This is a genomic window from Bradyrhizobium campsiandrae, from assembly GCF_014529705.1.
Lineage (GTDB): Bacteria > Pseudomonadota > Alphaproteobacteria > Rhizobiales > Xanthobacteraceae > Bradyrhizobium > Bradyrhizobium campsiandrae.
Genome location: NZ_JAANIH010000028.1, coordinates 67,390 through 91,783, shown reverse-complemented (window position 1 = coordinate 91,783; position 24,394 = coordinate 67,390). Strand labels below are relative to the sequence as shown.

22 protein-coding genes are annotated in these 24,394 nt (G+C 58.3%); 13 read left to right on the top strand and 9 right to left on the bottom strand.

Annotation, left to right across the window (positions count from 1 at the left end; genetic code table 11):
- Positions 1-865: 865 nt before the first annotated feature.
- The 6 genes from G8O24_RS21525 to G8O24_RS21500 form a co-directional block, all read right to left on the bottom strand.
- Positions 866-2,404: a hypothetical protein gene (locus G8O24_RS21525; RefSeq protein WP_188102798.1), complete on the bottom strand. Its 1,539-nt coding sequence runs from the start codon at positions 2,402-2,404 to the stop codon at positions 866-868.
- Positions 2,405-2,411: 7 nt separating this feature from the next.
- On the bottom strand, positions 2,412-2,675 hold the full coding sequence (locus G8O24_RS21520; protein WP_188102796.1) for a hypothetical protein: 264 nt from the start codon (positions 2,673-2,675) through the stop codon (positions 2,412-2,414).
- 11 nt (positions 2,676-2,686) lie between these two features.
- Positions 2,687-2,941: a hypothetical protein gene (locus G8O24_RS21515; RefSeq protein ID WP_188102795.1), complete on the bottom strand. Its 255-nt coding sequence runs from the start codon at positions 2,939-2,941 to the stop codon at positions 2,687-2,689.
- A gap of 428 nt (positions 2,942-3,369) precedes the next feature.
- Positions 3,370-5,403 (bottom strand): AAA family ATPase, encoded by a 2,034-nt coding sequence (locus tag G8O24_RS21510; RefSeq protein ID WP_188102793.1) that lies wholly within the window; start codon positions 5,401-5,403, stop codon positions 3,370-3,372.
- Positions 5,404-5,645: 242 nt separating this feature from the next.
- The gene (locus tag G8O24_RS21505; RefSeq protein WP_188102791.1) at positions 5,646-6,035 is read right to left on the bottom strand and encodes a hypothetical protein; all 390 of its coding nucleotides are present in this window, start codon (positions 6,033-6,035) and stop codon (positions 5,646-5,648) included.
- 1,195 nt (positions 6,036-7,230) lie between these two features.
- Entirely contained in the window at positions 7,231-7,911 is a 681-nt protein-coding gene (locus G8O24_RS21500; RefSeq protein ID WP_188102789.1) for a hypothetical protein, read from the bottom strand.
- A gap of 125 nt (positions 7,912-8,036) precedes the next feature.
- Here G8O24_RS21500 and G8O24_RS21495 point away from each other — a divergent pair, with 125 nt between their 5' ends.
- On the top strand, positions 8,037-8,288 hold the full coding sequence (locus G8O24_RS21495; protein WP_311972245.1) for a helix-turn-helix domain-containing protein: 252 nt from the start codon (positions 8,037-8,039) through the stop codon (positions 8,286-8,288).
- 8 nt (positions 8,289-8,296) lie between these two features.
- Here G8O24_RS21495 and G8O24_RS21490 read toward each other — a convergent pair whose 3' ends face one another.
- A complete protein-coding gene (locus G8O24_RS21490; RefSeq protein ID WP_188102787.1) occupies positions 8,297-8,557 on the bottom strand; it encodes a helix-turn-helix domain-containing protein in 261 nt (86 codons plus the stop codon).
- 466 nt (positions 8,558-9,023) lie between these two features.
- Between G8O24_RS21490 and G8O24_RS21485 the strand changes: the two genes are divergently transcribed.
- Complete coding sequence (locus G8O24_RS21485) at positions 9,024-10,598, top strand: hypothetical protein (protein WP_188102786.1); 1,575 nt, start codon at positions 9,024-9,026, stop codon at positions 10,596-10,598.
- A gap of 647 nt (positions 10,599-11,245) precedes the next feature.
- Here the strand turns inward: G8O24_RS21485 and G8O24_RS21475 are convergent.
- Positions 11,246-12,946, bottom strand: a complete 1,701-nt coding sequence (locus G8O24_RS21475; RefSeq protein ID WP_188102835.1) for a methyl-accepting chemotaxis protein — start codon at positions 12,944-12,946, stop codon at positions 11,246-11,248.
- Between the two features lie 297 nt (positions 12,947-13,243).
- Between G8O24_RS21475 and G8O24_RS21470 the strand changes: the two genes are divergently transcribed.
- The gene (locus G8O24_RS21470; RefSeq protein WP_188102782.1) at positions 13,244-13,924 is read left to right on the top strand and encodes a hypothetical protein; all 681 of its coding nucleotides are present in this window, start codon (positions 13,244-13,246) and stop codon (positions 13,922-13,924) included.
- 135 nt (positions 13,925-14,059) lie between these two features.
- Here the strand turns inward: G8O24_RS21470 and G8O24_RS21465 are convergent, their stop codons facing one another.
- Complete coding sequence (locus G8O24_RS21465; RefSeq protein ID WP_188102780.1) at positions 14,060-14,278, bottom strand: hypothetical protein; 219 nt, start codon at positions 14,276-14,278, stop codon at positions 14,060-14,062.
- A 513-nt stretch (positions 14,279-14,791) separates the two neighbouring features.
- Between G8O24_RS21465 and G8O24_RS21460 the strand changes: the two genes are divergently transcribed.
- From G8O24_RS21460 to G8O24_RS21415, 10 genes are all read left to right on the top strand, one after another.
- The gene (locus G8O24_RS21460) at positions 14,792-15,181 is read left to right on the top strand and encodes a tautomerase family protein (RefSeq protein WP_188102778.1); all 390 of its coding nucleotides are present in this window, start codon (positions 14,792-14,794) and stop codon (positions 15,179-15,181) included.
- Between the two features lie 68 nt (positions 15,182-15,249).
- Positions 15,250-15,672, top strand: coding sequence for a MarR family winged helix-turn-helix transcriptional regulator (locus tag G8O24_RS21455; RefSeq protein WP_188102776.1), 423 nt, complete (start codon positions 15,250-15,252; stop codon positions 15,670-15,672).
- Between the two features lie 38 nt (positions 15,673-15,710).
- Positions 15,711-16,982 carry an MFS transporter gene (locus G8O24_RS21450; protein WP_188102774.1) on the top strand — a complete coding sequence of 424 codons (1,272 nt, stop codon included), beginning with the start codon at positions 15,711-15,713 and terminating at the stop codon, positions 16,980-16,982.
- Positions 16,983-17,046: 64 nt separating this feature from the next.
- The gene (locus G8O24_RS21445; protein ID WP_188102772.1) at positions 17,047-17,931 is read left to right on the top strand and encodes a fumarylacetoacetate hydrolase family protein; all 885 of its coding nucleotides are present in this window, start codon (positions 17,047-17,049) and stop codon (positions 17,929-17,931) included.
- Positions 17,932-18,202: 271 nt separating this feature from the next.
- Positions 18,203-19,330, top strand: coding sequence for a Re/Si-specific NAD(P)(+) transhydrogenase subunit alpha (locus G8O24_RS21440; RefSeq protein WP_188102770.1), 1,128 nt, complete (start codon positions 18,203-18,205; stop codon positions 19,328-19,330).
- Between the two features lie 11 nt (positions 19,331-19,341).
- Positions 19,342-19,659 (top strand): proton-translocating transhydrogenase family protein, encoded by a 318-nt coding sequence (locus tag G8O24_RS21435; protein WP_188102768.1) that lies wholly within the window; start codon positions 19,342-19,344, stop codon positions 19,657-19,659.
- 39 nt (positions 19,660-19,698) lie between these two features.
- Positions 19,699-21,096, top strand: a complete 1,398-nt coding sequence (locus tag G8O24_RS21430; RefSeq protein ID WP_188102766.1) for an NAD(P)(+) transhydrogenase (Re/Si-specific) subunit beta — start codon at positions 19,699-19,701, stop codon at positions 21,094-21,096.
- 9 nt (positions 21,097-21,105) lie between these two features.
- Positions 21,106-21,546 (top strand): hypothetical protein, encoded by a 441-nt coding sequence (locus G8O24_RS21425; protein ID WP_188102764.1) that lies wholly within the window; start codon positions 21,106-21,108, stop codon positions 21,544-21,546.
- 217 nt (positions 21,547-21,763) lie between these two features.
- A complete protein-coding gene (gene dctA / locus G8O24_RS21420; protein WP_188102763.1) occupies positions 21,764-23,125 on the top strand; it encodes a C4-dicarboxylate transporter DctA in 1,362 nt (453 codons plus the stop codon).
- 32 nt (positions 23,126-23,157) lie between these two features.
- Positions 23,158-24,123, top strand: a complete 966-nt coding sequence (locus tag G8O24_RS21415; RefSeq protein WP_188102761.1) for a LysR family transcriptional regulator — start codon at positions 23,158-23,160, stop codon at positions 24,121-24,123.
- Positions 24,124-24,394: the final 271 nt, after the last annotated feature.

The window sequence follows — 24,394 nt, the reverse complement described above, 5'->3', positions numbered from 1 at the left end:
AAGCCGTTGCGAACATAGCGGTAGATCGTCGTCCTCGAAAGGCGATAATGATCCGATACCTCAAGCATTGATTTTCCGGAACGAAGCGCAATCTGGATCGCACGAAGCACCTCGAGTGGGAGGGTTCCGCTCCCATTTTGAACGGCCGCCAGATCAGACAGGCCATCGCGAGAAAGCGTCGGGAAGTATGGAGATGGGAAATTGCGAGCAACAGCTCCCCCCTGCCGCAAACCTTGACGATCAAGCTTCGCTAGCGGCTCCAACGCCAATTCAAGTGCGGCCTTCGATTCCCGAAAGCCCGGTGCGGTGGAGAACTGAGCACCAAAGAGGCTTTTTCCGCTGAGATAGCTTCTGGTATCTTCGTTTGGACAATGGTCCAGCCATCTCAAAAATGCTTCGCGAAGGACGCGTGGCAATTCCCCGCCGGACAGCCCAATCCTGTAACCCAACTGACTAAAATTGCCATAGATGCTTTCCAGGCCGATAGGCGCATCATTGGTGTCCTTAAAAAGGGCATCGGCATCAGAAGTGTAAGATGTCACCGAAACATATGCCTGCAGCCGAAGCTTTGCGATCGCAACCAAAGGCACGAATCTGGGCTGCACCCCCTTGATCAATCCTGGCAACAATATCCGGTCTGAGCCAGAAGGGCGAAAATCGCCACGTGTTGCTCGCGTCGCTTCCACTGGCGTCGCACCGCAAAGGCCAAAGTAAGCAGTCAGCGCGGGGCCGATCAGGTGAATGTCACTTCGGGAGTGAAAGCCGACCCAGACCGCGGGCTCTAGGAGGTCGAGCATATCTTGAGGCGTGACAGTCGCCGCCTTGCGCGCTCCCTTCGCAGCTGGACCAACGTATCGGCGCAAGGCTAGGCCACTTCTGCGATCAGGAGGGACTTCGAGAAAGGCTCTCGGTCGCGTCGTCGCTTCGGATCGGTGGGATCCGGTTCAGTATGCCTGATTTTTCGCCAAGCCTGACGCTTTGCTCGATCGTCAAATTCCTCCTTGGCGGAGCGCGTGGTCTCTCGGGAAACGTGAATGTAGAACTTCTCCAGCGTGTCGACAGTCGTGTCGAGCATGACAGAGATGGATTGGTTGCTGTAACATCGTTGTTTGCACCAAGTGGCGGCGGTTGTCTTCAGCGCATGGATAGTTGTGGTGTCGTCGAGGCCCGCCCAATCGCAGATTTGTCGAAATTCGACCAACGCGTAACCGCGATAGCCCTTGTCCTCTTCGTCTCGGACGATAAAGGCCTTCTTGCCTTTCTCGTTCAACTCGCCGGAAATCGGATCGATGTATCCATCCTGCTTAGCCCAAATGCGTAGCAGGACCTTAAGCTCTTCGTATATTTCGGTCGATTTGAGACTCTTCGGCGTATTGTACTCATCGAGCCCTCTTCGGTGTACCCAGCCGTCGCCGTCGGTGTCGCTGAATTCGACGCCGCCTAAGTCGTCCCATCGCCCCCACTTCATCAGCAAAGCGGCTTCGTGCCGAAGGCCGGTTCGAATGATTAGGCGGATCAGGCGGCTCATACCTTGCCGTAGGAAGGCCGTGTCTGAGTCGGCTACCTTTCTGGATTCATACCAAGTTCCATCCGGCCGCTGGACAAGCTTAGTCTTCCAGCATCCCTTCTCCCAATCCCACTGGTAACCCCAACAAGCGAGGAGAAGACGGCGGAGCTGATACTTCCTCAGCCACTCCCTCGCTTTACGCCTCTTTGTCCTCTTCGGAACATGAATGGGAATGCACCAAAATTGCCCATGACGCCCAGGATAAGTAGCGATCGCGCGATGAAGGAGACTGACGCAGGCGTGGACGTAGTATTCGGAATCCTCTTCCTCCGGATCGCGCCCTTTGGAGAGGTGATGTTCGTGACGTATTTGTACCAGCTTTGACCAAAACTGATGGCTATCGTCCTGCACATAGGTGCCGATCAACTGTCCGCTGAAGTGAACGGTAAGCAACGTCCTCGCCATGCTCTCAGCTCGGCTGGCGGCGCGCGTTAGCACGCGAGTCTTTCCCCTTCCGCGAAGATGAGCGCAGTAGTCGGCCAGCACTTCGTCGAAGAGTAGCAGTCCGGGCATGTGAGCGCCCCGCAATTCTTCGGATTTCTTGCCTTTGTAAATCGCGAGCGCTTCAAGCGCGTGAGCGTGTTCCTTCTCGGTGCATCCTGTGGAACGCTCAGTTTGTCCGTCAACGATGTACCAGATGCCCTGCTTCTTTTTTCGGCGGCCGGGCTTCTTTGCGACGGAAGGGCGAGGGGCGCGAAGCTCTAGTCTGGCGTCGAGCGGATTGGGGCCAGGCTTGCCACCGTTTACGTATGCGACGGTGCTTGTATAAAAGTGATTAAGGCGATCGGCCTGTTGAGCCGCGCGCGCCGAGTTTACAAAGTGATAAGGCTTGCTCATGGAGGCTCTAGCGCGCGGAGATGAGCCGCTTTAGCAAACTGCGTATTCGGCGCGCCTTGTTGATCCGATACTTCCAGAGTTGGCGGCGTGCGGCCTGCGGCGGATCCAGAGTCACCCCGGTCGAGATTTTGCGCGGGCCGTCGATCACGTACCAGACGCCGCGATCGTGGTCATCGAAGACGGCCTGCAAATGCGGTATCGGTCGGCGAATTCCAAAGATGGAGTTCAGGCCGGTCCGCCACCGATGGATGAGTGCCTGAGTGAAGGTCATGATCAGATCACTCAGCGCATATTACGGGACCGGCGCCGCTTGAGCATCTCACGCGTCTTTTTGACTTCATAAAGCGAAAGGGCGCGCTCAGCCGCCTGGCTTTGCGTCGTCGAGCAACCGGTGGAAATTGAGCGCGCTCCGTCGATGATGTGCCAGAAGCCGCGTGGCTTTCTGCGTGAGCCGCGCTCTGGCCGAAGCACCAACTTGAGGAGCGGCGCCGGACGGCGCCCGCCCTCTTCCAACAGCTTATCGAGATCATTAACCATCGACCTGCCTCCTTTTAAACTTAAGTCTGAAAATATGACAGTTTTTTGGTCGTGTCAAATGTCTGCCAAAGGCCGCTTTCGGCCCATAAGCTTAGCGGCTAGCAAGTCGTCAAAGGTTGGCGTTCTTGGCGGAGCGACCTGTTCAGTTGCGGTTTGACCGGGCTCTGCTGGTCGCGCTGGCCTCCGATTTTCACACTCCGCCATCCTGGCCAACTGCCGCTTGGTAGTAAGCATTTTGCCAGCGATAGTCACCGTACCGAGTTGTCCAGCCCGGACAGCCGTGCGCAGGCTGCGAGTAGCGAGAGGGCCCTGCGGCCAGAACAGAGCAGCTGCTTCGGGCAACGTAAGTAATTCGTCGTCGCCCCAAAGATGCGGATGGGGACGCTCAAGGATTCGCGCGGGCAAGGATTCGCTGCAACGCTCAGCCATCAGTTCGGCTCCCGTGCGGTGGGCGAATCCTTGGCGGACCACGATCGTTCAGAGCCAGCCAACCCGTGTGCCCTGAGCGGATCAACCCTCCGCGCCGTTCGATCGCTTCCGCGTCCCCGAAGCACCTCCGCTACGTCCGCGCCGCTTGCTCGGCCACTGCTGAGCAGCAGCCGAGCCACAGCTTCCAACGCGCGTCGGTGCGCACGCACAAGGATCTCGGCGGCCATAGCGGCATCGCTCAGCTCCCGTCCGATAGCTTCCCGAATCTCCGCGAATGCAAGTTCGTCCCGGACGTTCTGGCTTCGCCCGAAGTAGGTTAGATAGCCCGTTCCGGCGAGCCCGAGACGGGTGACCATTGCGGAGGCAAGTTGAGTAGCCTCCTCCAGGTCCGAGCCCAAACCTGGCTCCCCGCCGGCTCCATGGGAGACGCTACCCAACAAGCACTCCTCGCCGGCACGACCTGCGAGAATCACCTGAAGGCGGCGACGATAGTCGTCTGGCGTACCGAAGAACCGCCCGGGATCGATGGTGCGAACAGATCTGCCGCCCGCTCGACCGATTGAAGCCATGGTCGCAAGAACACCGTCGGGTCCGAATAGAATGACGTCGACCAGCAAATGGGCTGCCTCGTGGACACAGTGCCTCCAACGCTGCTCGGTCGGTCGAACCTCTGGCCTTACGATCGCGTTTCGTAAATCGCTTAGCGTCATTGCTCTATCGTCGGCCTGACGAGCGAACCTCCGCGCATCCTTGACGATGCGTTCGACATCCGCGCCGACCATGCCTGTGGTCAATTCCACTATTGTCGCGAGATCTTCTTGCGCCAGGTCGGACTTGAGCCGAACCCGAAACATCAGCTCGAGCTCAACCGCGGACGGTAGGCCGATCGTGACGATCTTTTCCAAGCGCCCCGCTCGCAGGAGCGCCGGCTCGCAACGAGTTATCTCGTTGCTCGCGCCGATGACGACAACGCCATCGCGTCCCTTAATGCCATCGACCTCTGCTAAGAGGGCATTGACCACCTCAACGACGTAGTCTCGATGGCTGTGGGTCACGCCGGACCGGCTCGGAAAGGAATCAATCTCGTCGATGAAAACGCAGGACGGAACATTTGCACGCGCCTCTTCGAAATCTTGTCGCATTGCACGCAGCAGATGGCCGAGGTGTGCTTCGCCAGAACTTTGCCACTTCGCAAGGGTCGCGGCGACCATATGCAAGCCAGCCTCACGGCAAAACACCGCAGCAAACGTAGTCTTGCCGCAACCTGGCGGACCGCTAAGTGCGATTCCAGACGGCACTTGAGACCAGGGGATGCGACCATCTCTCCAGGCTTTAATATCAGAGATCGCAGCTTCGGCCCATGTGCGGGCTTCTTCGATTCCGTGCAAGTCCACGAGCGCCAGTTCACGCGACGCCTTTAGGTTCTCCTTGGCCATGCTCAAACGTCGCAGTTCCGCAACGCATTCCGCCGGTGTGCGGTCGTACCGCACAGCGACGACGAGATCGGCTAACGTGGTACGCTCGACGATATTTGCGTCGATGGGCTGTCGAATTGTCTTACCGGTGACAATCCTTATGATTTGCGCGATGGTAGCTAAATCAAGCGTTGGAAAATTAATCCGCTCCGTAGCTGCCCGGATCAATACATCGGGCAAATGGCTCTTGGCGGCCGGCGAGATGGCGATGATGGGCCGAGCCATGCTGAGTTCTTCAAGCGTAATATCCCCGTTGCTCGCTCGGACTTGAGGCTTTGGAGGCTCCTTCACTATCATGAAGTGGATTTCAGGCGTGGAATCGTTTCGATCAACGATAGAAATGCCATCCAGTTTGTCGTCGTCGCCGAACAGGATGCGCTGCCAAGCGAGCGCTACTTCGTCCAACATGATGCGATCGCCGATATCGATGATGATAATTGGCGCCCCTCCGCGAATTCCTCGCAAAAGCTGTGGTCGTTCGTCGAAGGTGCGAGCGAAGAGCAAGGAAGCGGCAATCCGGTGAGGCGGGACGGGCTTTCTTGCCAGCGATACGGCCAAGGGTCCTTCTGCGGGGCGGGTTGTCTGAGAACCTGAGGCCAGCCTGGTCGATGCTTCCCTTAGAGTGACCCTTCTGCCCTTCTGGTTCAAGCCGGCCACCGAATCGACGTCGTCGGCGGCGGAAAGATCGTCTGCTCGACCAGCGGCCGATGTTGATCTCACTAAGCTGCTTCTAAACCGTCTGGCGGATCGCCAGAGACGTCGATAGGTTGCCGCTTCGAGAGGGCCCATAAGTGGAGACTTCATGATTTCCTCCGTTGCGGCCGAGGCGCATGCGCTGCGGCGGCCGCAAGTCCTGCCAAGATGGTTTGATGGAGTACCCACGACTTAGAGAGCGTAGTTCGCCTGCGGTGGCTGATCGGTATTTGCTTCAATGAGGTGGAGAGCACACTGGCCGCAGCGGCGTCCTTGAGGGCGGCGGCCAGTAAGATCGTCATGACAACATCGGTGATCGGGCAGACGGTATGGAGTGGCCAAAAACGCAGTGCGATACCGATCGCGGATGGTGCGTCGCCTGCGATCGCCGCACGCCACTCCGGCGAAGTCGAGGAGAGGCTCCGAAGCAATTCGTGAACATCAGCCCGTTGCGGCGTATCAAAGGCCTGGGCGGGCAAGCTACGCCAATAGCTCATAATCCGCTCATTCAATGGCGCTGGAGAGAGTCCGTCGGTCTCTAATTCAGAGCGCATATTCAATGCTCCGCCGTTCCCCACTAAGGGCAGGTGGTGTCGTTAGATTAGGGTTGAGGTCAGTCTCAATGAGCCGGATCGGGCCGTGCCATGCCTCGCCGTGCCCCGCCACGCCTTGCCATGCGCCAAGTGGAAGGCCACTTGGCGGGTCAGTGGATCAGGACGACATCTCTTCGACGAGAAAGCGTCCGAACTCTGGTCTGTAGTCGCCGAGACCGTACGGTCCGGAGAGCTTGAGATACTCTATGATCTCGGACCTATTGATCATTGATGGAAGGAACGTTGCCCTCACCTCCGCACTCCATTCCGGGAAACATGGGCGTGTCCGAGCGGTAAGGGAGTCATGGACACGGACCATCTCGCGGTGTCGAAATCTATGATCAGCCCAAAGCTCTGCGACGGTGGCCGGTCCATCGTACTTTAAAATTGCGGGACCATCGGCGCGAAACGCTGCGCGCACCACCGCGCTTTTTCTCCGCAATTTTGCGCCATCAACCAGCACACGCTTGAGAGTGTGAGGTGGTAGACACGGGCGACCCTTATACAGCCACAACGAGCCATGCCATTCCAGCTCAGCTATTCTCTCATGATCGGCATCAGTCTTCGGCTTCTTTGAAGTGATAGCAAAGAGAGCCCTGGTTTGGGGATTCAACGGGTCGGCCAGAGCGCTACTGTGCATCAGCATCGGTCCAACGCCGATAAGTCGGAATGCAATTTTGGACACGCTCACTTGCAAGCTCCTGGACTGGAGGGATCGAACAGTTCGCCGGATTGCGGCCCACGATAATCTTGTGCTTCAGGAGGGCCGAGCTCCGCATAGCGGCGCGCACGCAGCATCGAGGTCACGCCGTGGTGGCACGCACGACAGAGCGCTGTTAGGTCTCCATCGATCTCGGAACCAAAGCGCTCATAGGTCCTATGGTGAGCCTCTAAGACGTGCCCGGTTCGTGGAGAATTGGGACAAAGGCGGCATTGAAATCCTGCCGACTCGAATTCCCGGAGCCTAACGGGGTTGTTCCGCCACGTGTCACTGGCGATGTACTTCGCGTACTGCATTGATGAACTACCGTTATCGGGAATGCGATGCGCGCTCGCGCAAGCGACTAGATAGCGGCGCGGCTCAGGGACCGGTTCGGCCTCACGTCCAAGGTGGCGCGAACTCGAGCCACCTATCGGATAGTTCGCCGAATACTTGATCGATCTCGGAACGCTGATGGAGAATGGCCGCGAGAAACAGCTTCGCTTCGACATTGCCTTCGAGAGCGATACAAAGGACCGCAGTCATAGCCACATCAACTGAAACGAGCGACCCACCACGCTTCTTGTTTGCTCGGTGGGCGACGTTGATCGCAATTGCCAGGTTACCGGCTGCGCCCAAGTGCCAGTGGGATTCGCCGATGATCGCTGACTTAGTCAGAACATGGCGAGCAATGTAGATGTCAACTTCCTTGAAATGCTCTGGACGCCGCGTTCTCCACCAGCTTAGCGGATGGGGAAAAAGGACCTGAACCGGCACGTTTCGGCGAGCTCGTTCAAGGAAATCTGTGCGTGAGCTCGATCGAGAGGGGCGAGGCGGGCGCTCGGAAGGATTCGACCAGTCCTTGTGCATCGACATATCTCCAGTCATATGATAAATCACATAAATGCAGCCGAACGAAATGCCCGACAAAGACACCGGCGGATGCGGTACAGGTCTGAGGAAGTATTGCGCCGAACAAGCGCTATGAAGGTCGAGGAAGCACGGTCGAACCACCGCCTTGGCGGCGACCGCGTTAGCCAGGGGATTTGATCTTTCAATCGCCTCGCGACTAAATCCCATTCAAGGATTAGAATGCGCAGCAGGACGGCTCGATCGGCTATGCTGGCTCGAGGAGCTTATGGTCCCCTGCGTGTAGGCCTAGCGGAAAGCGTCTAGAAGGTACCATAGGCTTCGCGAGATGTCCCGTGCCGGCAGCACTTATGGTTAATGAACTGCTCACCGCAGCGCAGGCCCGGGCGGCTCGAGCTTGGTTAAACTGGAGCAAGCAGGAGTTAGCTGATCGAACAGGCATCTCAGAGAAGACCATCACTCGCTTCGAGCTTGGTCACTCGGTGCCGTACGCGTCCACACTCGCCAAAATGCGGCTTACGTTTGAAGAGGCGGGTATTTGCTTTCAGTTCGAAGGGGCGGCGGCCAAGGGAATTCGGATCCGGTAGGCCTTCCGCTATTTCGTCGCGCGTGCCTCGAAGAGCTCAGCAAACTTGACGCCGAGGCAGACGGCAATCGCTTCCAATGTCTCTAGCGTCGGATTGGCCCGCGCATTCTCAATCAAACTAACAGCCGTTTGCTCGACGTTGAGCTTCGCGGCCAGCTCATCCTGTGTCCAGCCCCTATCCTTCCGCAATCGCCGTACGTTGCGCCCCAGTGCTTTCGCGATCTGCGAACTTCTAGTGGGAAATCGCTCTCCGAATCCTGACCGCGCCATGTCGGCACGGTCAATTGGCCAAGTCTAGTGGTCCATATGATTTATCACATAATTTACCGGTGCGGCCTGCATAAGCTGAGGCGATGACCTATTCAGGCTCGATTGGCCTGAATCCGGCCTAAATTGTTCGCCGCAAATTCTAATTTGGATGAACATGGGGAACGCGGAACGAAGCCCGACATTTTGTCGAAACCTGTCCGAATGACATTGACGCGGCCTCCCCGAACGATCAATCGAGGCGATTTCGTCGAAATCAGAATGGGCGTCAGAAGTAGACGGGGTGTAGATCAGGTGACCGATGGACGTCCGGTTTGGGATGTGGATCCTTGGTGGTTCACGCGGCCATCAGTCCACTACCGGCAGACCACTAAACTTGGTGGCGGATAATTCGCTCGTTCGGCCGAACCGAGAGGATGCGAAGCTCGACCAATTGAAGGGTTGGGCTTCAGCTTCGCGGGGACGAAAGATGATTGGCCGAATTGCAAAGTTTTATCTGGCCTCGGCTGCGGTCGTTGGGATGGCGTTCCACAGTCCCTCGGCGCTCGCCTGCGGAGGAGTCTTCGACGTTGGGTGCAATCTTTCAAACGGAGGCCTGAGCCCTGGCAATATCGTAAAGCAGACCGGAAAGGTCATAGATGATGGGGCTAATGCCGTCACAAAAGGCCTACAAGATGGCGGCAACGCCATCGGAAAAGGAATCAATGACGGTGTCAACGCCGTCGTAAAGGGCGTCGATGATAGCGGTCACGCCATAGAAACTGCGGCGCACCAAACCGGAGACGCATTGGAGAAAGCAGCCCACGACTCCGGGCACGCTTTTGAAGGAGCTGGTCAGTTTGTTGGAAAGCATCCCTGGGAGACGGTTATTGGTGTCGCACTGATTGCGGGCGGCGGATATTTGATCCTCTACGAGGGCTATGCCCTTACAGTCACAGTTCAGGGCGTCCAGGTCGTTTCAGTGGCGACAGCCTCCACCGGTGGTGGCGTTGTGATAACAGCAGGAGCAACATCTGGCATTTTAGCTGGCAGCGCGACCGCCATCGCGGGAGCTGGCGTAGTTGCGGTGGCCTACTACAAGGACGGCCCTTCTGCTGCGGATGGTCGTCAGCCCCCCACTGGCAACACTTCGCAGTCCCAATCCGGCGCTCCATTTGGATCGCATTCATCTGCGAATGGTCCATCCGGTCGCGTGGACATTTCAGCGACTATGAGTTTCCAGGACCATGACACATTCCACCGCTCATTAGCTTTCCAACAACAACGCCCGCGAGTCGTGATAGCGAATGCGCGAACCGCGAATTATTCTGCGCCTGCCGCACCGCAACCTGAGACAGGAAGGGCCGTCGGACCGGCTATCATCTCGAAGCCCAACACCTCGATTATGTTCGAACCGTGGCTGCCGAAGCATCCTACAGATATGCAAAGGTACGCCTACGCAAGCTGGGTAAATGGTTGGGCCGAAAAAACTCAATCGCCAGATAAATTTGATCCAGAAACTCCGTATACGATCAGCCGTGCTGAGCCAAAAATCCTGGATGCTTTGACAAGCCTGCAGAATATCCAGGCCGCAGAAGACCAACAAGGGGAAGAGCAGCACCAGACCAGAACTAATCCCGTGCCGGATTTGGCCGTCGAGCAGGCGAAGGGGACGGGGAAAGAGCTCGCACTGTCTATTATGCGTGGGCAAGATCCCAGAGAGGTTTACACTCTTGCCAAACAGGCCGAAATCTTCTGGGGTGCTGAAGCGTCCGGAGTTGGCAAAACGGCCCTTATGGCCGGCACACCTGAGGTTATCGCCGGACTTGGCGCGGCCTGGTTGATTGATGTAGGGACGGTTTATGCTCCTTTCCTCGCGTCAACAGCGGTTTCCGAAGGATTGAAAGAGTCGAGCCAAGAGCTCGCTGCAGAGTTGAGAAGCAAGCTGGACGCCTACAGTCGCCAGCGTGACAAAAAGTTTGGTTCTCCCGTCACAGCAAGGGATGTGACGACGCAGACAGCGATCAACCAATCAAAAGGGCAAGTCTTAAAGCCGGCGCCCTGAGCTTTGCGTGTGACATGCAGCGACACAAGTCTTGAAGACGGAGCAAAGCAGCGAGAACCAGCATCAACGAACGAGGACGAAAGACGCGACGACGACAACAAAACGTCTTGTTGTTGAAGGACGGGGTCAATCACGAGCGTATGAAGCCAAGCCGCAAGTGCCGGCATCGTCCTCCGAGCAATAGGCTTCGAGCTTTGGTACCCGCCACCCACGTCTGAGTGTGCCCAGCGGACCGAGTCTGTTTGATAGTCGTGCCTGGCGGGCTGACGCCAGTGCAAAAATTTAGGGATGAAGTCGTGTCTGTGCTCATCTATAGCCAAAGCGTGCGCAGCGCATATCGGAAGCGAGTTTCCATCTCTTGGCGGAGCCCATCTTGCAATGTGAATGATCCGCAGCCGCATTGCCCATCTATTTGATCATCGATTTTCTATTGCGGATAAACATCGCCACAGCAGCCTTAGTGACGCGCCAAGTCAGATATACGAGATGTTGGCAATCGCATCAGTCAAAGCCTATGGCCCATGCCAGTATTTGCATTCGATCATGGGAACGTCCTGACCTAGGGTCACCACTAGATGGGGAGGGAGGTCTTTATACTGGAACTCCTTCGCGACCTCGGCGACGATACCCAAAATGCTGCCCGTTGATTATGCTGCTCGAACTGTTTGCAAGAACTTGCCCACTTCGAGCTTTAGTTTCGCAGAGTCGCTGGACAGCGATTGTGCAGCTGACAATACCTGAGATGAGGCGACCCCCGTTTCGCCCGCACCTTGCTCCACATCGCTTATGTTTCCGGTGACCTGCTCGGTACCAGCCGCGGCTTGCTGAACATTACGTGCGATCTCTTGGGTTGCAGCCCCTTGCTCTTCCACAGCGGCCGCGATGGTGGAGGCAATCTCCGCCAGCCGCTCGATCGTGCCGCTGACTGCCTTGATGGCGCCGACCGACTCCTGGGTCGCCGACTGCATTCCGCTGACCTGCTGAGCGATTTCTCCGGTGGCCTTCCCCGTTTGTTCGGCCAGAGCCTTGACTTCCGAAGCCACGACGGCGAAGCCCCGGCCCGCTTCGCCGGCACGTGCCGCCTCGATGGTCGCGTTCAGCGCGAGGAGGTTGGTCTGTCCGGCTATTGTGTTGATCAGCTCTACGACGTCGCCAATCCGCGCGGCTGCACGGGACAACTCGCCCATCCGATCCGACGCGCTCCGCGCCTGTGTCACGGCGTCATTCGCTGCGCGAGCCGATTCTTGCACTTGGCGGCTGATTTCATTGACCGATGAAGAAAGCTCCTCTGTTGCGGTCGCGACTGATTGAACGTTGCTGGACGCGTCCTGGGATGCGTGTGCGACTACCTTTGTCAACTGGCTGGCACGTTCTGCCGTGGTGCTCAACACACCCGCCGATGCTTCAAGCTCGGTGGATGCGGATGAGACAGTTTCAATGATCTCTCCGACAGCCGCTTCAAAGTTGTCGGCAAGCCTCGCCATCTCTTGCTTCCTTTGTGCTGCGGCATCCTTCTCGGCCTGCGCCTGCGCCTCCCTCAAGGCCAGCACCTGAATAGCATTCGTCTTGAATACGGCAACGGTTTTGGCCATTTCACCGAGCTCGTCGCGACGGGCTGTATCGGGCACTTCGCGCTCGAGCTCGTTGCGGGCGAAGGCCTCCATCACCGCCTTCAACGCCGCAATCGGGCGCGCGAGGCCCTTAATCCCGATCAACATCGCTAGAGCGAAGCTGATCGCGATACCGCAAGCGGCAGTCGCAACAACCGCGAACATCGTGGCCTCATTATCGGAAACAAGCTTATCGGATTGCCTCGCTCCATCCGCGACCGCGGAATCGACAAATTTGGCCTGTGCTCTAATCCCGTCGCTGATCAGGGGAACGCACGCCTCCTTGAGACGCACCCCGAATCGCTGTTTTTCTGTAGCGTTCGTCGAAGTGGCCGCCTGACTGACGATCGGGTCGCACGTCGCGAATGCCTTATTAAACTTCGCGACGACGGAACTTATATCCGCGCTCTTCTCAGGCATTGTTGTTGCGACCTCGTCCATGATGGACCCATAACGCTCGCGGCTGGCCGCCGCCTCGGAGGCGAGCTTCTCATTGCCGGCGTCTGTCGTCTCCTCGAGGAGCTCGAAAGCGCTGGCCAAATAATTCTCTGCCCGACGGGAGGCGCGAGCGGCAAGTGTCGCAGACTTGTCGACGTGGCGAATTATGTAGGTACTGGCTGCGTCCATGTCGCGCATGTTCTTGATCGAATAGCCCACAATGGCCGCGGTAAATAGACCAAGTATCGCGACGATCAGGCCGATCTTGGTCGCGATCCGAAAATTATTGAGCCAAGACATGAATTCCCATTTCCCTTCATCTGCGTCCAATCGCAGCACCTGGCAAAATTGGGCACCGGCCTTAAACCGAAGTAAATTTCTAGCGCTGCGGTTACAAATTTGTTGAGCGCTCAACTAAATTTAGGCTTAGCCCGGCAGTTTCATTTGGTGGGCCCCGAGTCGTTCTAGCTCGGAGAGCTCTCCGTTTCTCAGGAGGCATCATCAACGGTGATGCAAGGCCTTCCTCGCCCCCCGAAGTTCGAGCCTACTAGAAGCTCAAAGACGCTTGAGGCATGAGCCGAGATGCGATGCCGGCTCTTGGTCCGGGACAAATTGGCGGAATGTCTGCCCATCAAGGATCTTCTGGCGAAGGTGGCGACAGTGGGCTCTGGCAGCTCCCGAGCCTTCAGGTATTTCCAATCGGAACGAATTGAACTGGTCGATGGCGTCAGGCTGCAGGCCAGCCTCGATCCTCAACCTCTGGACTATTGTGCCAAGCGCTTGAATCTGTTCGTATCATGCAATTCGCCGCGGCTCGCGGCGCGTTGGTCCAATCCTTGTTGGTTGCGTGCCGTGAATTTTCAGGTGTCGATATTGAAGGCGCTTGCCAGCTATCCGAACAGGCTGGCTACGCACGCTGACATCAAGCGGGATCTAGCGTTTTTGGCGACCAGCGGTCCTGATTGGTCCGATTATAGCAAGCGGCTCGGCGCCGTTTTTCCTTCCTTAGACGTCTTCTCCCTGGGCTTCGTGCAGAGATACTCGTTTGGCTGGCGCCTGACGGCGAAGGGCGAAATTGCCCTCGAAATGATGGAGGAAGCCGTGAGGAGCACTTTGCCAGCAGCGCCTGCTCAAGCTCCGACATCGGATCTCGCTTCGCCAGAAGTGCCTGCCTCGGATCGGCAGCATAGCGAGGAACAGGCGACTCCCCGCCCGGCTCACAGGGACCGACGAGCCCTTTTCAAGATCATCGACGGCGGTCGCTGCAATGCTGCCTAACGGCTTGGGGCGAAGCCGGGCGGCAAGCTGGCGAAGGCCACTATCGGAGCAAAAAGATAAGTTGCCCGGTAGCATCCATCGAGAAGCATAAAGCATCAACGTTCCATAGCGGGGTCGTGCGCAGAAGCAACATCTTCAGGTCACCAACGAGTAACCGTTCTTGAGCGCTGCCGCGAATACCTCCTTCAGACTCGGCTCATCGAGGATGGCATCCCCGGGATTGAAGTTCGTCACCGGTCGCCAATCAAGGCCCTTGGCCGGCTCCGGCAACAGCGCTGCGTTGAATGCGTATGCGGTTCGACCCGGCCGCTCGCCATAAGCGCCTTGCTCCACGAATTTTTGAAGCCGGTTCATTCCGTCTCCCTCAGAGCGCGTCCGAACGAATGGGATGTTTAAAGCCGATGTGCCAAATCGTATCGGAATGCAGCTTGACCAAGCCTTCCCTGCCAAGGGGGACTTTAGGACACAGGCTCTTCATGACCGATTCCCTTCAAAGGCACTCAGGATTGAACGCTAAGGATAATGCCCCCGGACAAAGTCGAAAATGCCATATAAACGTCGATTTGAGACAGCTGCAGCGTTGATCTTGGCGTTTGCTGCCATCGCCGGACGCCCCCAGGTCGACGGATGGCCAGCTGCGTTTATCGCGCCCGTCAATCGGGAGATCGTTACCGACACATCTCGATGTTGCCACCGGTCCTCAGCGCACATGCATGCAGATGAGAATGATTCCTCACCGAGCTGAAGACGACCTATAAGCCGCGCGTGACCTAAATCGACGTGTTTTTGACATTCCAGGAGCGTTGCGCTCGGCAAATATGTGGGTATATACCCGCGATAGACCACTCCTTGAGACGAGGACTTGAAATGCCGCTAGTGAGAATCGACGTCGATGCTTCCACTTCACCCGAAACCCGTGCGGCGATTGGAGACATCATCTACGAAGCGATGACCTCAACTGCGAAGGTCCCGGTCAACGACAAGTTCATGATCGTCTCGGCGCACGCGGCCGGCGAGCTTGTGTTTCCAAAAGAAGGCTATCTCGGCGTCGAATACACCCCCGGGATCGTCTTTATCCAAATCACTTGGAATGCTGGCCGCACCACTGATGTGAAAAAGGCGTTCTATCGCAAGGTCGCAGACGATATCCATTCAAAGACAGGCATTCGCACGGAAGATGTCTGGATCAGCCTCGTTGAGGTCTCTCCGGAGAACTGGTCGTTCGGCAACGGTGAAATGCAATACGCCCCGAAGTGAGGAGAGGTGGCGAAGCAGGGTAGAGCCGATCTTCCGCATACGTCAGCGAACGGTACACAGGCTGTGGGATGTCCGACGAACTTTGTGTATGCACCAGCATCAGGCAGGCCGCTCAAGCAGTGACCGAGATCTACGATCGGGCACTCGAGCCAAGCGGATTGAAAATCACCATGTTCAGGGTCCTTCGCCGCGCTGCGGAGGCTGTCGAGCCGACGATCAGTGAGCTCGCCGAAATTGTAGGCTTGGATCGCAGTTCTCTCGGCCGAAATCTCAAAGTGCTAGAGCGAGACGGGCTCGTGACATTGGCCGGTGGCAGGGATCAGCGAAGCAAAGTTGTGCAGCTTACGTCTGAGGGGCGCGCCGCGCTCGCAGCCGCAATGCCGTTGTGGCGGCGCGTTCAAAAGCAAATAAAGGCCAATTTTGGTCAGGAGACGGACGCTATTTACCGCGTCCTTGCAATTGTCAACTTGGAGGTCGGATCGGTCCGCTGATCCGCTGACTCTACCTCGATTTGCGCTGGATGTCTTTCATGCTCGCGTCCAATCTGCTGCCTCGTCTATTCGCCAGAATGAACGTGCACTACGCATGGCCGGTCGTGACTGTGATCTTCTTGACGATGCTGTCGACATCAGCGGTGATGGGCATGGTCGGTGTGCTGATGCTTCCGCTGAAGTCCGAACTTGGCTGGAATCTAGCGGAAATATCGGGGGCGCTTGCAGTCAGGGTTCTACTCTACGGCATGGTTGCGCCTCTCGCGGCGGCAATCTTGCAACGCTATGGCGTGCGCCTTGTGGTTGCCACCGCGCTGTTGCTTATCGTTGTCGGCTTGGTTCTGGCGTCGCGAATGACCGAGATCTGGCAGATGTGGCTCACTTGGGGCTTGATGATTGGTCTTGCCACCGGCGTCACGGCGAACGTCTTGGGCGCCACAATTGCGACGCGGTGGTTCACAAAGCAGCGCGGCCTAGTCATCGGCGTACTGAGCGCCAGCAACGCTACGGGACAATTGCTCTTCCTGCCCGTTGCGGCCTGGCTTTCGGACCACCTGGGCTGGCGCTATGCGATGTTACCGGCCGGCACCGCTTGTCTTGTTTGCCTAGCCTTGGTGCTTTTGATCGTGCGGGACCATCCCGGCGACGTCAATCTACCATCGTACGGTGATAGCTCTGTGCTGCCGCCGCCACCTCGGCGTTCCGGTCAGAGCGCTCTTGCAATCAGTTTTTCTGCCCTCGCTACCGCAGCAGGTAATCGCACATTTTGGGTTCTGGCGGGAACGTTCTTCGTGTGTGGATTGTCAACCAGCGGCCTTGTGCAAAACCACTTCATTCCGCTCTGCCACGATTACGGTGTTGCAACGATTACAGCCTCTGGCATCCTCGCGCTGATGGGCGGGCTTGACTTCGTCGGCACCATTGCCTCAGGCTGGCTCTCGGATAGATACGACAATCGCTTTCTGCTGTTTTGGTATTACGGCCTTCGTGGATTGAGTCTGCTGGCGCTGCCGTTTACCGATTTCTCAATCTATGGATTGAGTATCTTCGCCATCTTTTATGGCCTCGATTGGATCGCGACCATCCCGCCCACTGTGAAAATGACCGGACAGGAATTCGGTCGAGAGAAGGGCCCCGTTGTTTTCGGATGGATATTTCTTGCCCACCAATTGGGGTCAGCAACAGCTGCCTTTGGCGCTGGCGCAACGCGTGATGCATTCCTTACCTACCTGCCGGCTTTCGCGGCGGCTGGAGTCGCGTGCATCATCGCAGCAGCGACCATTCTTACTGTTCGAAGCAAGCTGGTCTAACCGAAGATAGTAGAGCGCCAGTTTCGATCGGCGCCGTGAGCGGAAGTCGAGCAAGAGAACGGACATGAAGTTCATAACATTTTTGCGGAACGATGCTGAGCATCTTGGGGTGCTGACTGCTGACGAGAAGGAGTTTGTCGATCTCAGCGAAGCAGGGATCGCACCCCGCATGATCGACATGATTAAAGGCTTCGACTTCCTGCGTGAGCCAATCGCGCGCCTGATCGCGAACGGCAGCAGGCATTCAACGTCAGGTCTGAAGTTGCTTGCGCCGATACGAACACCGAGCCGAAACATCTTCTGCATCGGAAAAAACTACTACGAGCATGCGACGGAGTTCGGCTCAAGTGGCTTTGACTCGGGGTCTGTTGGAGGCAACGAGGTTCCGGAGTATCCGATCATTTTCTCGAAGCCACCTTCGGCAGTGGTCGGCCCCCACGCAGGTATTGCCAGCGCGCTCGACCCATATTCTTCCGTCGATTATGAAGCAGAACTCGCGGTTATCATCGGACGTTCCGGAAGGGTTGCGGCAGCGGACGATCCAATGTCGTTCATTTTCGGCTACACAATCATCAATGACGTAACTTCACGCGAATTGCAGAAGCGCCACAAGCAGTGGCTTCTCGGCAAGGGTATCGATACCTTCGCTCCCATGGGCCCGTGTATCGTCACCGCTGATGAAATTGCGGATATTGGCGCTCAAACGATTCAGCTTTGGGTCAACGGGGAGCTTCGGCAGTCGGCGTCAATCGGACAACTGATATTCGACATTCCAACCCTTATAAGGACGATTGGGAGCTCGATTACTCTGCAGACCGGTGACATCATCGCAACCGGCACCCCAGCTGGCGTCGGCATCGGCTATAAGCCACCGCGGTATCTTGTGCCTGGCGACAGAATCCGTATCGAAGTGCCCGCAATCGGCATCCTTGAGAACAACGTGCTGTAGAAAATAATTGGATCCCTTCGTCGCTCCTTCACGACTCGCAGGGTGCGCATCAAATAGGGCTCAAGGACATTCAATCGGCAGTTTTTCGCACGGTCGTAATCGGCGCGACGATGTCCTAAAACGTCGCTTATTCGGCATTTGCGACGTTCGTCAAGCCTTGTAGACCTGAGCGCGCAGCAGGGAATCCAAGTTGAGCCTGCGCTTGTTCGCGGATCGTGTCGGACTAAGCGTTGGCTCGTACGTTGGAGCGCCCTTCACTGCCGGAGGGCCTATGAAGATCGCCGTTGCAAAGGAAATCGATCCGTCGGAGCCGCGTGTCGCGGCTTCGCCTGATACGGTGAAGAAGTTCAAGGCGCTGGGTGCCGACATCGCCGTTGAGCCGGGTGCCGGTATCAAGTCGGGCCTGCCGGACTCCGAATTCACCGCTGTGGGCGCCACCGTCAGTGCCGATGCGCTGAAGGACGCCGACATCATCATCAAGGTGAAGCGTCCTGAAGCCTCCGAGCTTGCGCAGTACAAGCGCGGCGCGATCGTTATCGCGATCATGGATCCCTACGGCAACGAGGCCGCGCTGAAGACGATCGCCGATGCCGGCGTCTCCGCTTTCGCGATGGAATTGATGCCGCGCATCACGCGTGCGCAGGTGATGGATGTGCTGTCCTCGCAGGCGAACCTCGCCGGCTACCGCGCGGTGATCGAGGGTGCCGAGGCCTTCGGCCGCGCCTTCCCGATGATGATGACCGCGGCCGGTACCGTGCCCGCCGCAAAAGTGTTCGTGATGGGCGTCGGCGTCGCCGGCCTCCAGGCGATCGCGACCGCGCGCCGGCTCGGCGCCGTCGTCACCGCGACCGACGTGCGCCCCGCAACCAAGGAGCAGGTCGAATCGCTGGGTGCGAAATTCCTCGCCGTCGAGGACGAGGAGTTCAAGAACGCGCAGACCGCCGGCGGCTACGCCAAGGAAATGTCGAAAGAGTACCAGGCCAAGCAGGCCGCGCTCACCGCCGAGCACATCAAGAAGCAGGACATCGTCATCACCACTGCGCTGATTCCGGGCCGGCCGGCGCCGAAGCTCGTCTCGGCCGAGATGGTGAAGTCAATGAAGCCGGGTTCGGTGCTGGTCGATCTCGCCGTCGAGCGCGGCGGCAATGTCGAGGGCGTCAGGGCCGGCGAGGTCGTCGACCTCGATGGCATCAAGATCGTCGGCTACACCAACGTCGCCGGCCGCGTCGCGGCCTCGGCCTCCAGCCTCTACGCGCGCAATTTATTCAACTTCATCGAGACCATGGTCGACAAGAAAGAGAAGAAGCTCGCCGTGAACTGGGACGACGAGCTGGTCAAGGCCACCGCGCTGACCAAGGACGGCGCCGTGATCCACCCGAACTTCCAGCCGAAGGCATAAGGAGAGCCGCCATGGAGCATGTTGCACAGGTCGTCGACCCCTTCGTCTTCAGGCTGTCGATCTTCGTCCTCGCCGTCTTCGTCGGCTATTTCGTGGTGTGGTCGGTGACGCCGGCGCTGCATACGCCGCTGATGAGCGTGACCAACGCGATCTCCTCGGTGATCGTGGTCGGCGCGCTGCTGGCCGTCGGGGTCGGCATGATTTCGAGCGGTTCTGGATGGGCGCGGGGCTTCGGCTTCGTCGCGCTCATCTTCGCCAGCGTGAATATCTTCGGCGGCTTCCTCGTCACCCAGCGCATGCTGGCGATGTACAAGAAGAAGTCGAAGTGAGTGGCCACCTCGGGCTGAAGGGACAGATGGGGACCTGAGATGAACGCCAATCTCTCTGCATTCTTGTATCTCGTGGCGGGGGTGCTCTTCATCCTGTCGCTGCGCGGGCTGTCGAGCCCGGCGACGTCGCGCCAGGGCAATCTGTTCGGCATGATCGGCATGGGGATCGCGGTCGCAACCACGCTGGCCAGCCATCCGCCGGCGGACGGCGTCGCGTGGATCCTCGTGATCCTCGGCATCGCCATCGGCGGCGGGATCGGCGCGGTGATCGCCCGCCGCGTGCCGATGACGTCGATGCCGGAACTGGTCGCCGCCTTCCACTCGCTGGTCGGCATGGCCGCGGTGCTGGTCGCCGCCGGCGCGTTCTACGCGCCCGAAGCCTTCGACATCGGCACCCCCGGCAACATCCATCCGCAGAGCCTGGTCGAGATGTCGCTCGGCGTCGCCATCGGCGCGCTGACCTTCACCGGCTCGGTGATCGCGTTCCTGAAGCTGTCCGCGCGCATGAGCGGCGCGCCGATCATCCTGCCGTTCCGCCACATCATCAACATCGCGCTCGCCGTGGCGCTGGTGTTCTTCATCGTCGGGCTGGTGATGTCCGGCAGCGCGCTCGACTTCTGGCTGATCGTCATCATCGCGCTGGCGCTCGGCGTGCTGATGATCGTCCCGATCGGCGGCGCCGACATGCCGGTCGTGATCTCGATGCTGAACTCCTATTCCGGCTGGGCCGCGGCGGGCATCGGCTTTACGCTCGGCAACTCCGCGCTGATCATCACCGGCGCGCTTGTCGGCTCCTCCGGCGCGATCCTGTCCTACATCATGTGCCACGCGATGAACCGGTCCTTCATCTCGGTCATCCTTGGCGGCTTCGGCGGCGAGACTGCCGCTGCCGGCGGTGGCGGCGGCGAGCAGAAGCCTGCCAAGCTCGGCTCGGCCGACGATGCCGCCTTCATCATGAAGAACGCCTCCAAGGTCATCATCGTGCCCGGCTATGGCATGGCGGTGGCCCAGGCCCAGCACGCGCTGCGCGAAATGGCCGACATGCTGAAGAAGGAAGGCGTCGAGGTGAAATACGCCATTCACCCGGTCGCCGGCCGCATGCCCGGCCACATGAACGTGCTGCTCGCCGAAGCCAACGTGCCCTATGACGAGGTGTTCGAGCTCGAGGACATCAACTCCGAATTCGCGCAGGCCGACATCGCCTTCGTGATCGGCGCCAACGACGTCACCAACCCGGCCGCCGAAGAGGACAAGACCTCGCCGATCTACGGCATGCCGGTGCTCCAGGTCTGGAAGGCCGGCACCGTGATGTTCATCAAGCGCTCGCTCGCCTCGGGCTATGCCGGCATCGACAATCCGCTGTTCTACCGCGACAACACCATGATGCTGCTCGGCGACGCCAAGAAGGTCACCGAGAACATTGTCAAGGCGATGTGAGAATGCGCCATGGCCGCGTTCGTCGAGCTACGAAGCCGAATTCATACCGCGGCAAATCTTGCCGCCGCGTATGGTCTAGGCGCGACCGTTCAGAGTGTCCGTCTGGCCAGCCTGCCAATCGTCGCTCAGGCCGCCATACATGGTGTGGTACATCTCGTCACCCGAATGCTGGGTGAACTCGACGTTGATGGTCGTCTCGTCGAGACCGACGATCTCGATACACGCTTCTACCAATTGACGCGCCAGCTCTGCGCGGGTTTCTTTCTCGCGTCCCTGCCGAATATCGCACATGAGGAGGGCCACCGGTCGGGGATCATTCGGACCGCAACGCCAGAGGCCTCCCTCGCCAAGTTCCCGGATCGCGATGCTGATGCGATTGATGTTCGCCTTCATCACGTCCGCGTAGATCTCGCCCATGCGCTTGGCGAGGTGGCGCTTCTGGTCGACTGAATATGCAAAAGGAGTGTCTAGCTGAAGATATGGCATTTGTAGCCTCGATAGCTGGTTTTGGATACGGCTCGGTCTCGACGCCAAGCTTGTGATGACGGCATCCTAGGCCGTCTCGGGCGCCCCGATTGTGCGAGATGATTGTGCATTTATCGCGTTCAATGCTGCTGGCACCGGCGTGCTTAAGTCACCCAAAAGCTCATATTGGAGGAAGCTGGAAATGACTGGCGCCGTCGCCCTGACAGACAAGAAAGCTGCTGAAATCGCCGACCCGACCGTCTCCTCGGCCAAAGCGCCCTGGTATTGCGGCTTGACCATGCAGGTCTTCGCCGCTGCAGTCATCGGTATCATCCTAGGCCATTACTTTCCGCAGGTCGGCGAATCCATGCAGCCGCTCGGGGACACGTTCATCAAGCTTATCCGCATGGTCGTGGCGCCTATCGCCTTTCTGACGATCGTGTCGGGGGTCGCAACAGTGGGCGATCTCAAGCGCGTCGGTAAGATCGGTGGCTCGGCAATTCTCTATTTTGAGATCGTCACGACGGCCGCACTTGCTCTTGGTCTCATCGTCGCCAACCTCTTTAGGCCGGGCGCAGGCCTGGGCCACTCCGCGGCCTCGGCAGTCGACATCCGACAGTATCAAGATGCTGCAGCGGGCAATTCAATTGTCCACTTCCTGACCAATCTCGTGCCCGACAATGTTGTTGGTGCGTTCGCCCGCGGAGACCTTCTGCAGATCGTGCTGTTCGGCGTTTTGTTCGGATGCGCGGGAACGCTTGTTGGAGCAAAGGCGGAGCCGCTGTTGGAAGTTGTTCATTCTACCAGCACGATAATGTTCCGGTTGATCAACATGATCATGCGCCTCGCACCGATCGGCGCCTTTGGCGCCATGGCGTTCTCGGTTGGAAAGTACGGCATCGGGTCCGTCGTTATCTTAGGCAAGGTCCTAGCCTGCGTCTATGCGACTTCGGTCGTCTTCGTCGTGGTCGTCTTGTTTGTCGTCGCGAGGGCCAGCGGCTTCAGCATGTACCGGCTTCTCAGCTTCGCCGGGGCCGAGATCCTCATCGTCGTCGGCACTGCCGCCTCGGAATCGGTGCTCCCGCAGCTTATCGCAAAGCTCAACCGTCTTGGTTGTTCGCTACCGGCCGCCAGTCTCGTGTTGCCGACGGGATACTCTTTCAACGCAGATGGCGCATCGATCTATCTGTCGATCGCGGCTCTTTTTATTGCCCAGGCCTACGGTATCGATATGACACTCGGTCAGCAGGTCGGGTTGCTCGTCCTCCTGATGCTGACGTCGAAGGGGGCAAGCGGGGTTGGGGGAGCCGGATTTATTACCCTTGCAGCAACGCTCTCTGCGACGCATGTTTTGCCGGTGGAAGGCCTGGGGTTGCTGATTGGCGTCGATCGATTCATGACCCAAGCGCGTGCGACGACCAATATTATAGGAAATATCGTTGGCACGGTCGTCGTGTCTCGCATGGCTGGCGAATTCGACGATGCGCAGGCCGAACGGGTGTATTCCGACTATTTCGGTCCGGGGATTCGATTTAATCTGAGGCGTACCGTGCGGCCGGCCTGAACTCGACCGCGAACGACCAAGAAAGATTGGCAATGGATCTCAAGCACCTGCGCTGTTTCGTCACCGTGGCCGAGGAGCTGCATTACGGAAAGGCGGCTGCGCGCCTGCACATGGCGCCATCGGCACTAAGCCGGCACATCCGAATGCTGGAGGAAGAACTCGACGTCCGGCTATTTTCGCGAACTACGCGGAGCGTGGTTCTTACCCGTGCTGGAACAGTGTTTCTAGACGAAGCAAAAGATATTCTGCAGCGGACCAAGAGCGCTCAACGTAGCGTCCAGGAGGCTGCCAGAGACGAGGGCGAAATTCTGCGGATCGGCGCTTTGGATTCTGCCGCGGCGGGCTTTCTTCCGGAAGTTCTGTACGCTTTTCGCCAAGAACAAGGTCGGGTCAAGATCCAGTTGGAAGAGGCGACGACCTCTCGTCAACTGCAAGGACTTATGACCGGTCGGCTCGACATCGGCTTCCTTCGGCCCCCCGTCAAGGAGCCTGACTTGCAATGGGAATATCTCACTCGAGAGCGATTATTGGTCGCGTTACCGCAAAGCCATGACCTGCACGAGCGGGAAGAGGTCGGGCTGCACGAAATCCTGAACGAGCCGCTCATTCTCCCCCCAAAGCGTACCAGGCCGTGCACATTCGGACTGATCATGCGTTTCTTCGACGCGGTTGGCGCCCATCCCAATATCGTGCAGGAAGCCACGGAAAAGCAGACCATCGTGGCGATGGTCGCCGCTGGTATGGGCGTCGCGCTTGTTCCCGAATGGGTCGCTATGCTTAGGGTTCGCGGTGTCGTCTATAAGCCACTTGCCTTCGTGCTCGCCGACCCGCCGCCGCCGGAAGCCATTTTGGGGGTATGCTGGCGGAAGCACCAGCGGCTGGCCTCGCGCGACCTTTTCCTCGATGCCGTACGCGCCCATTTCCAACGCGGTGACGTCGCACCGATCGCCCCTCACAACGTCACGCCCTTTGACCGAGAGCGAACCCGAACGGCCTAACGGCATGACGGACGCGCCCGATTATACGCCGCAAGTCCGCCAGTTCTGCCAGCGCGTTATGCTATACTCCAATATCCTCCCGCCAGACTGCGTCGACGGGCACGCATGGTGACATCGAACGGCATATAACGTCAGGATCGAGCGATCGATCGTAGGTGAATACAACGAGATCGGGGCGTTATGGAACCCCGCGCACGACCGGCTCCTATCATCTTATCGTCCCGGAAACTATCGGTGCAAAAGACCCTTGCTATAACGACCTGTCACTTCT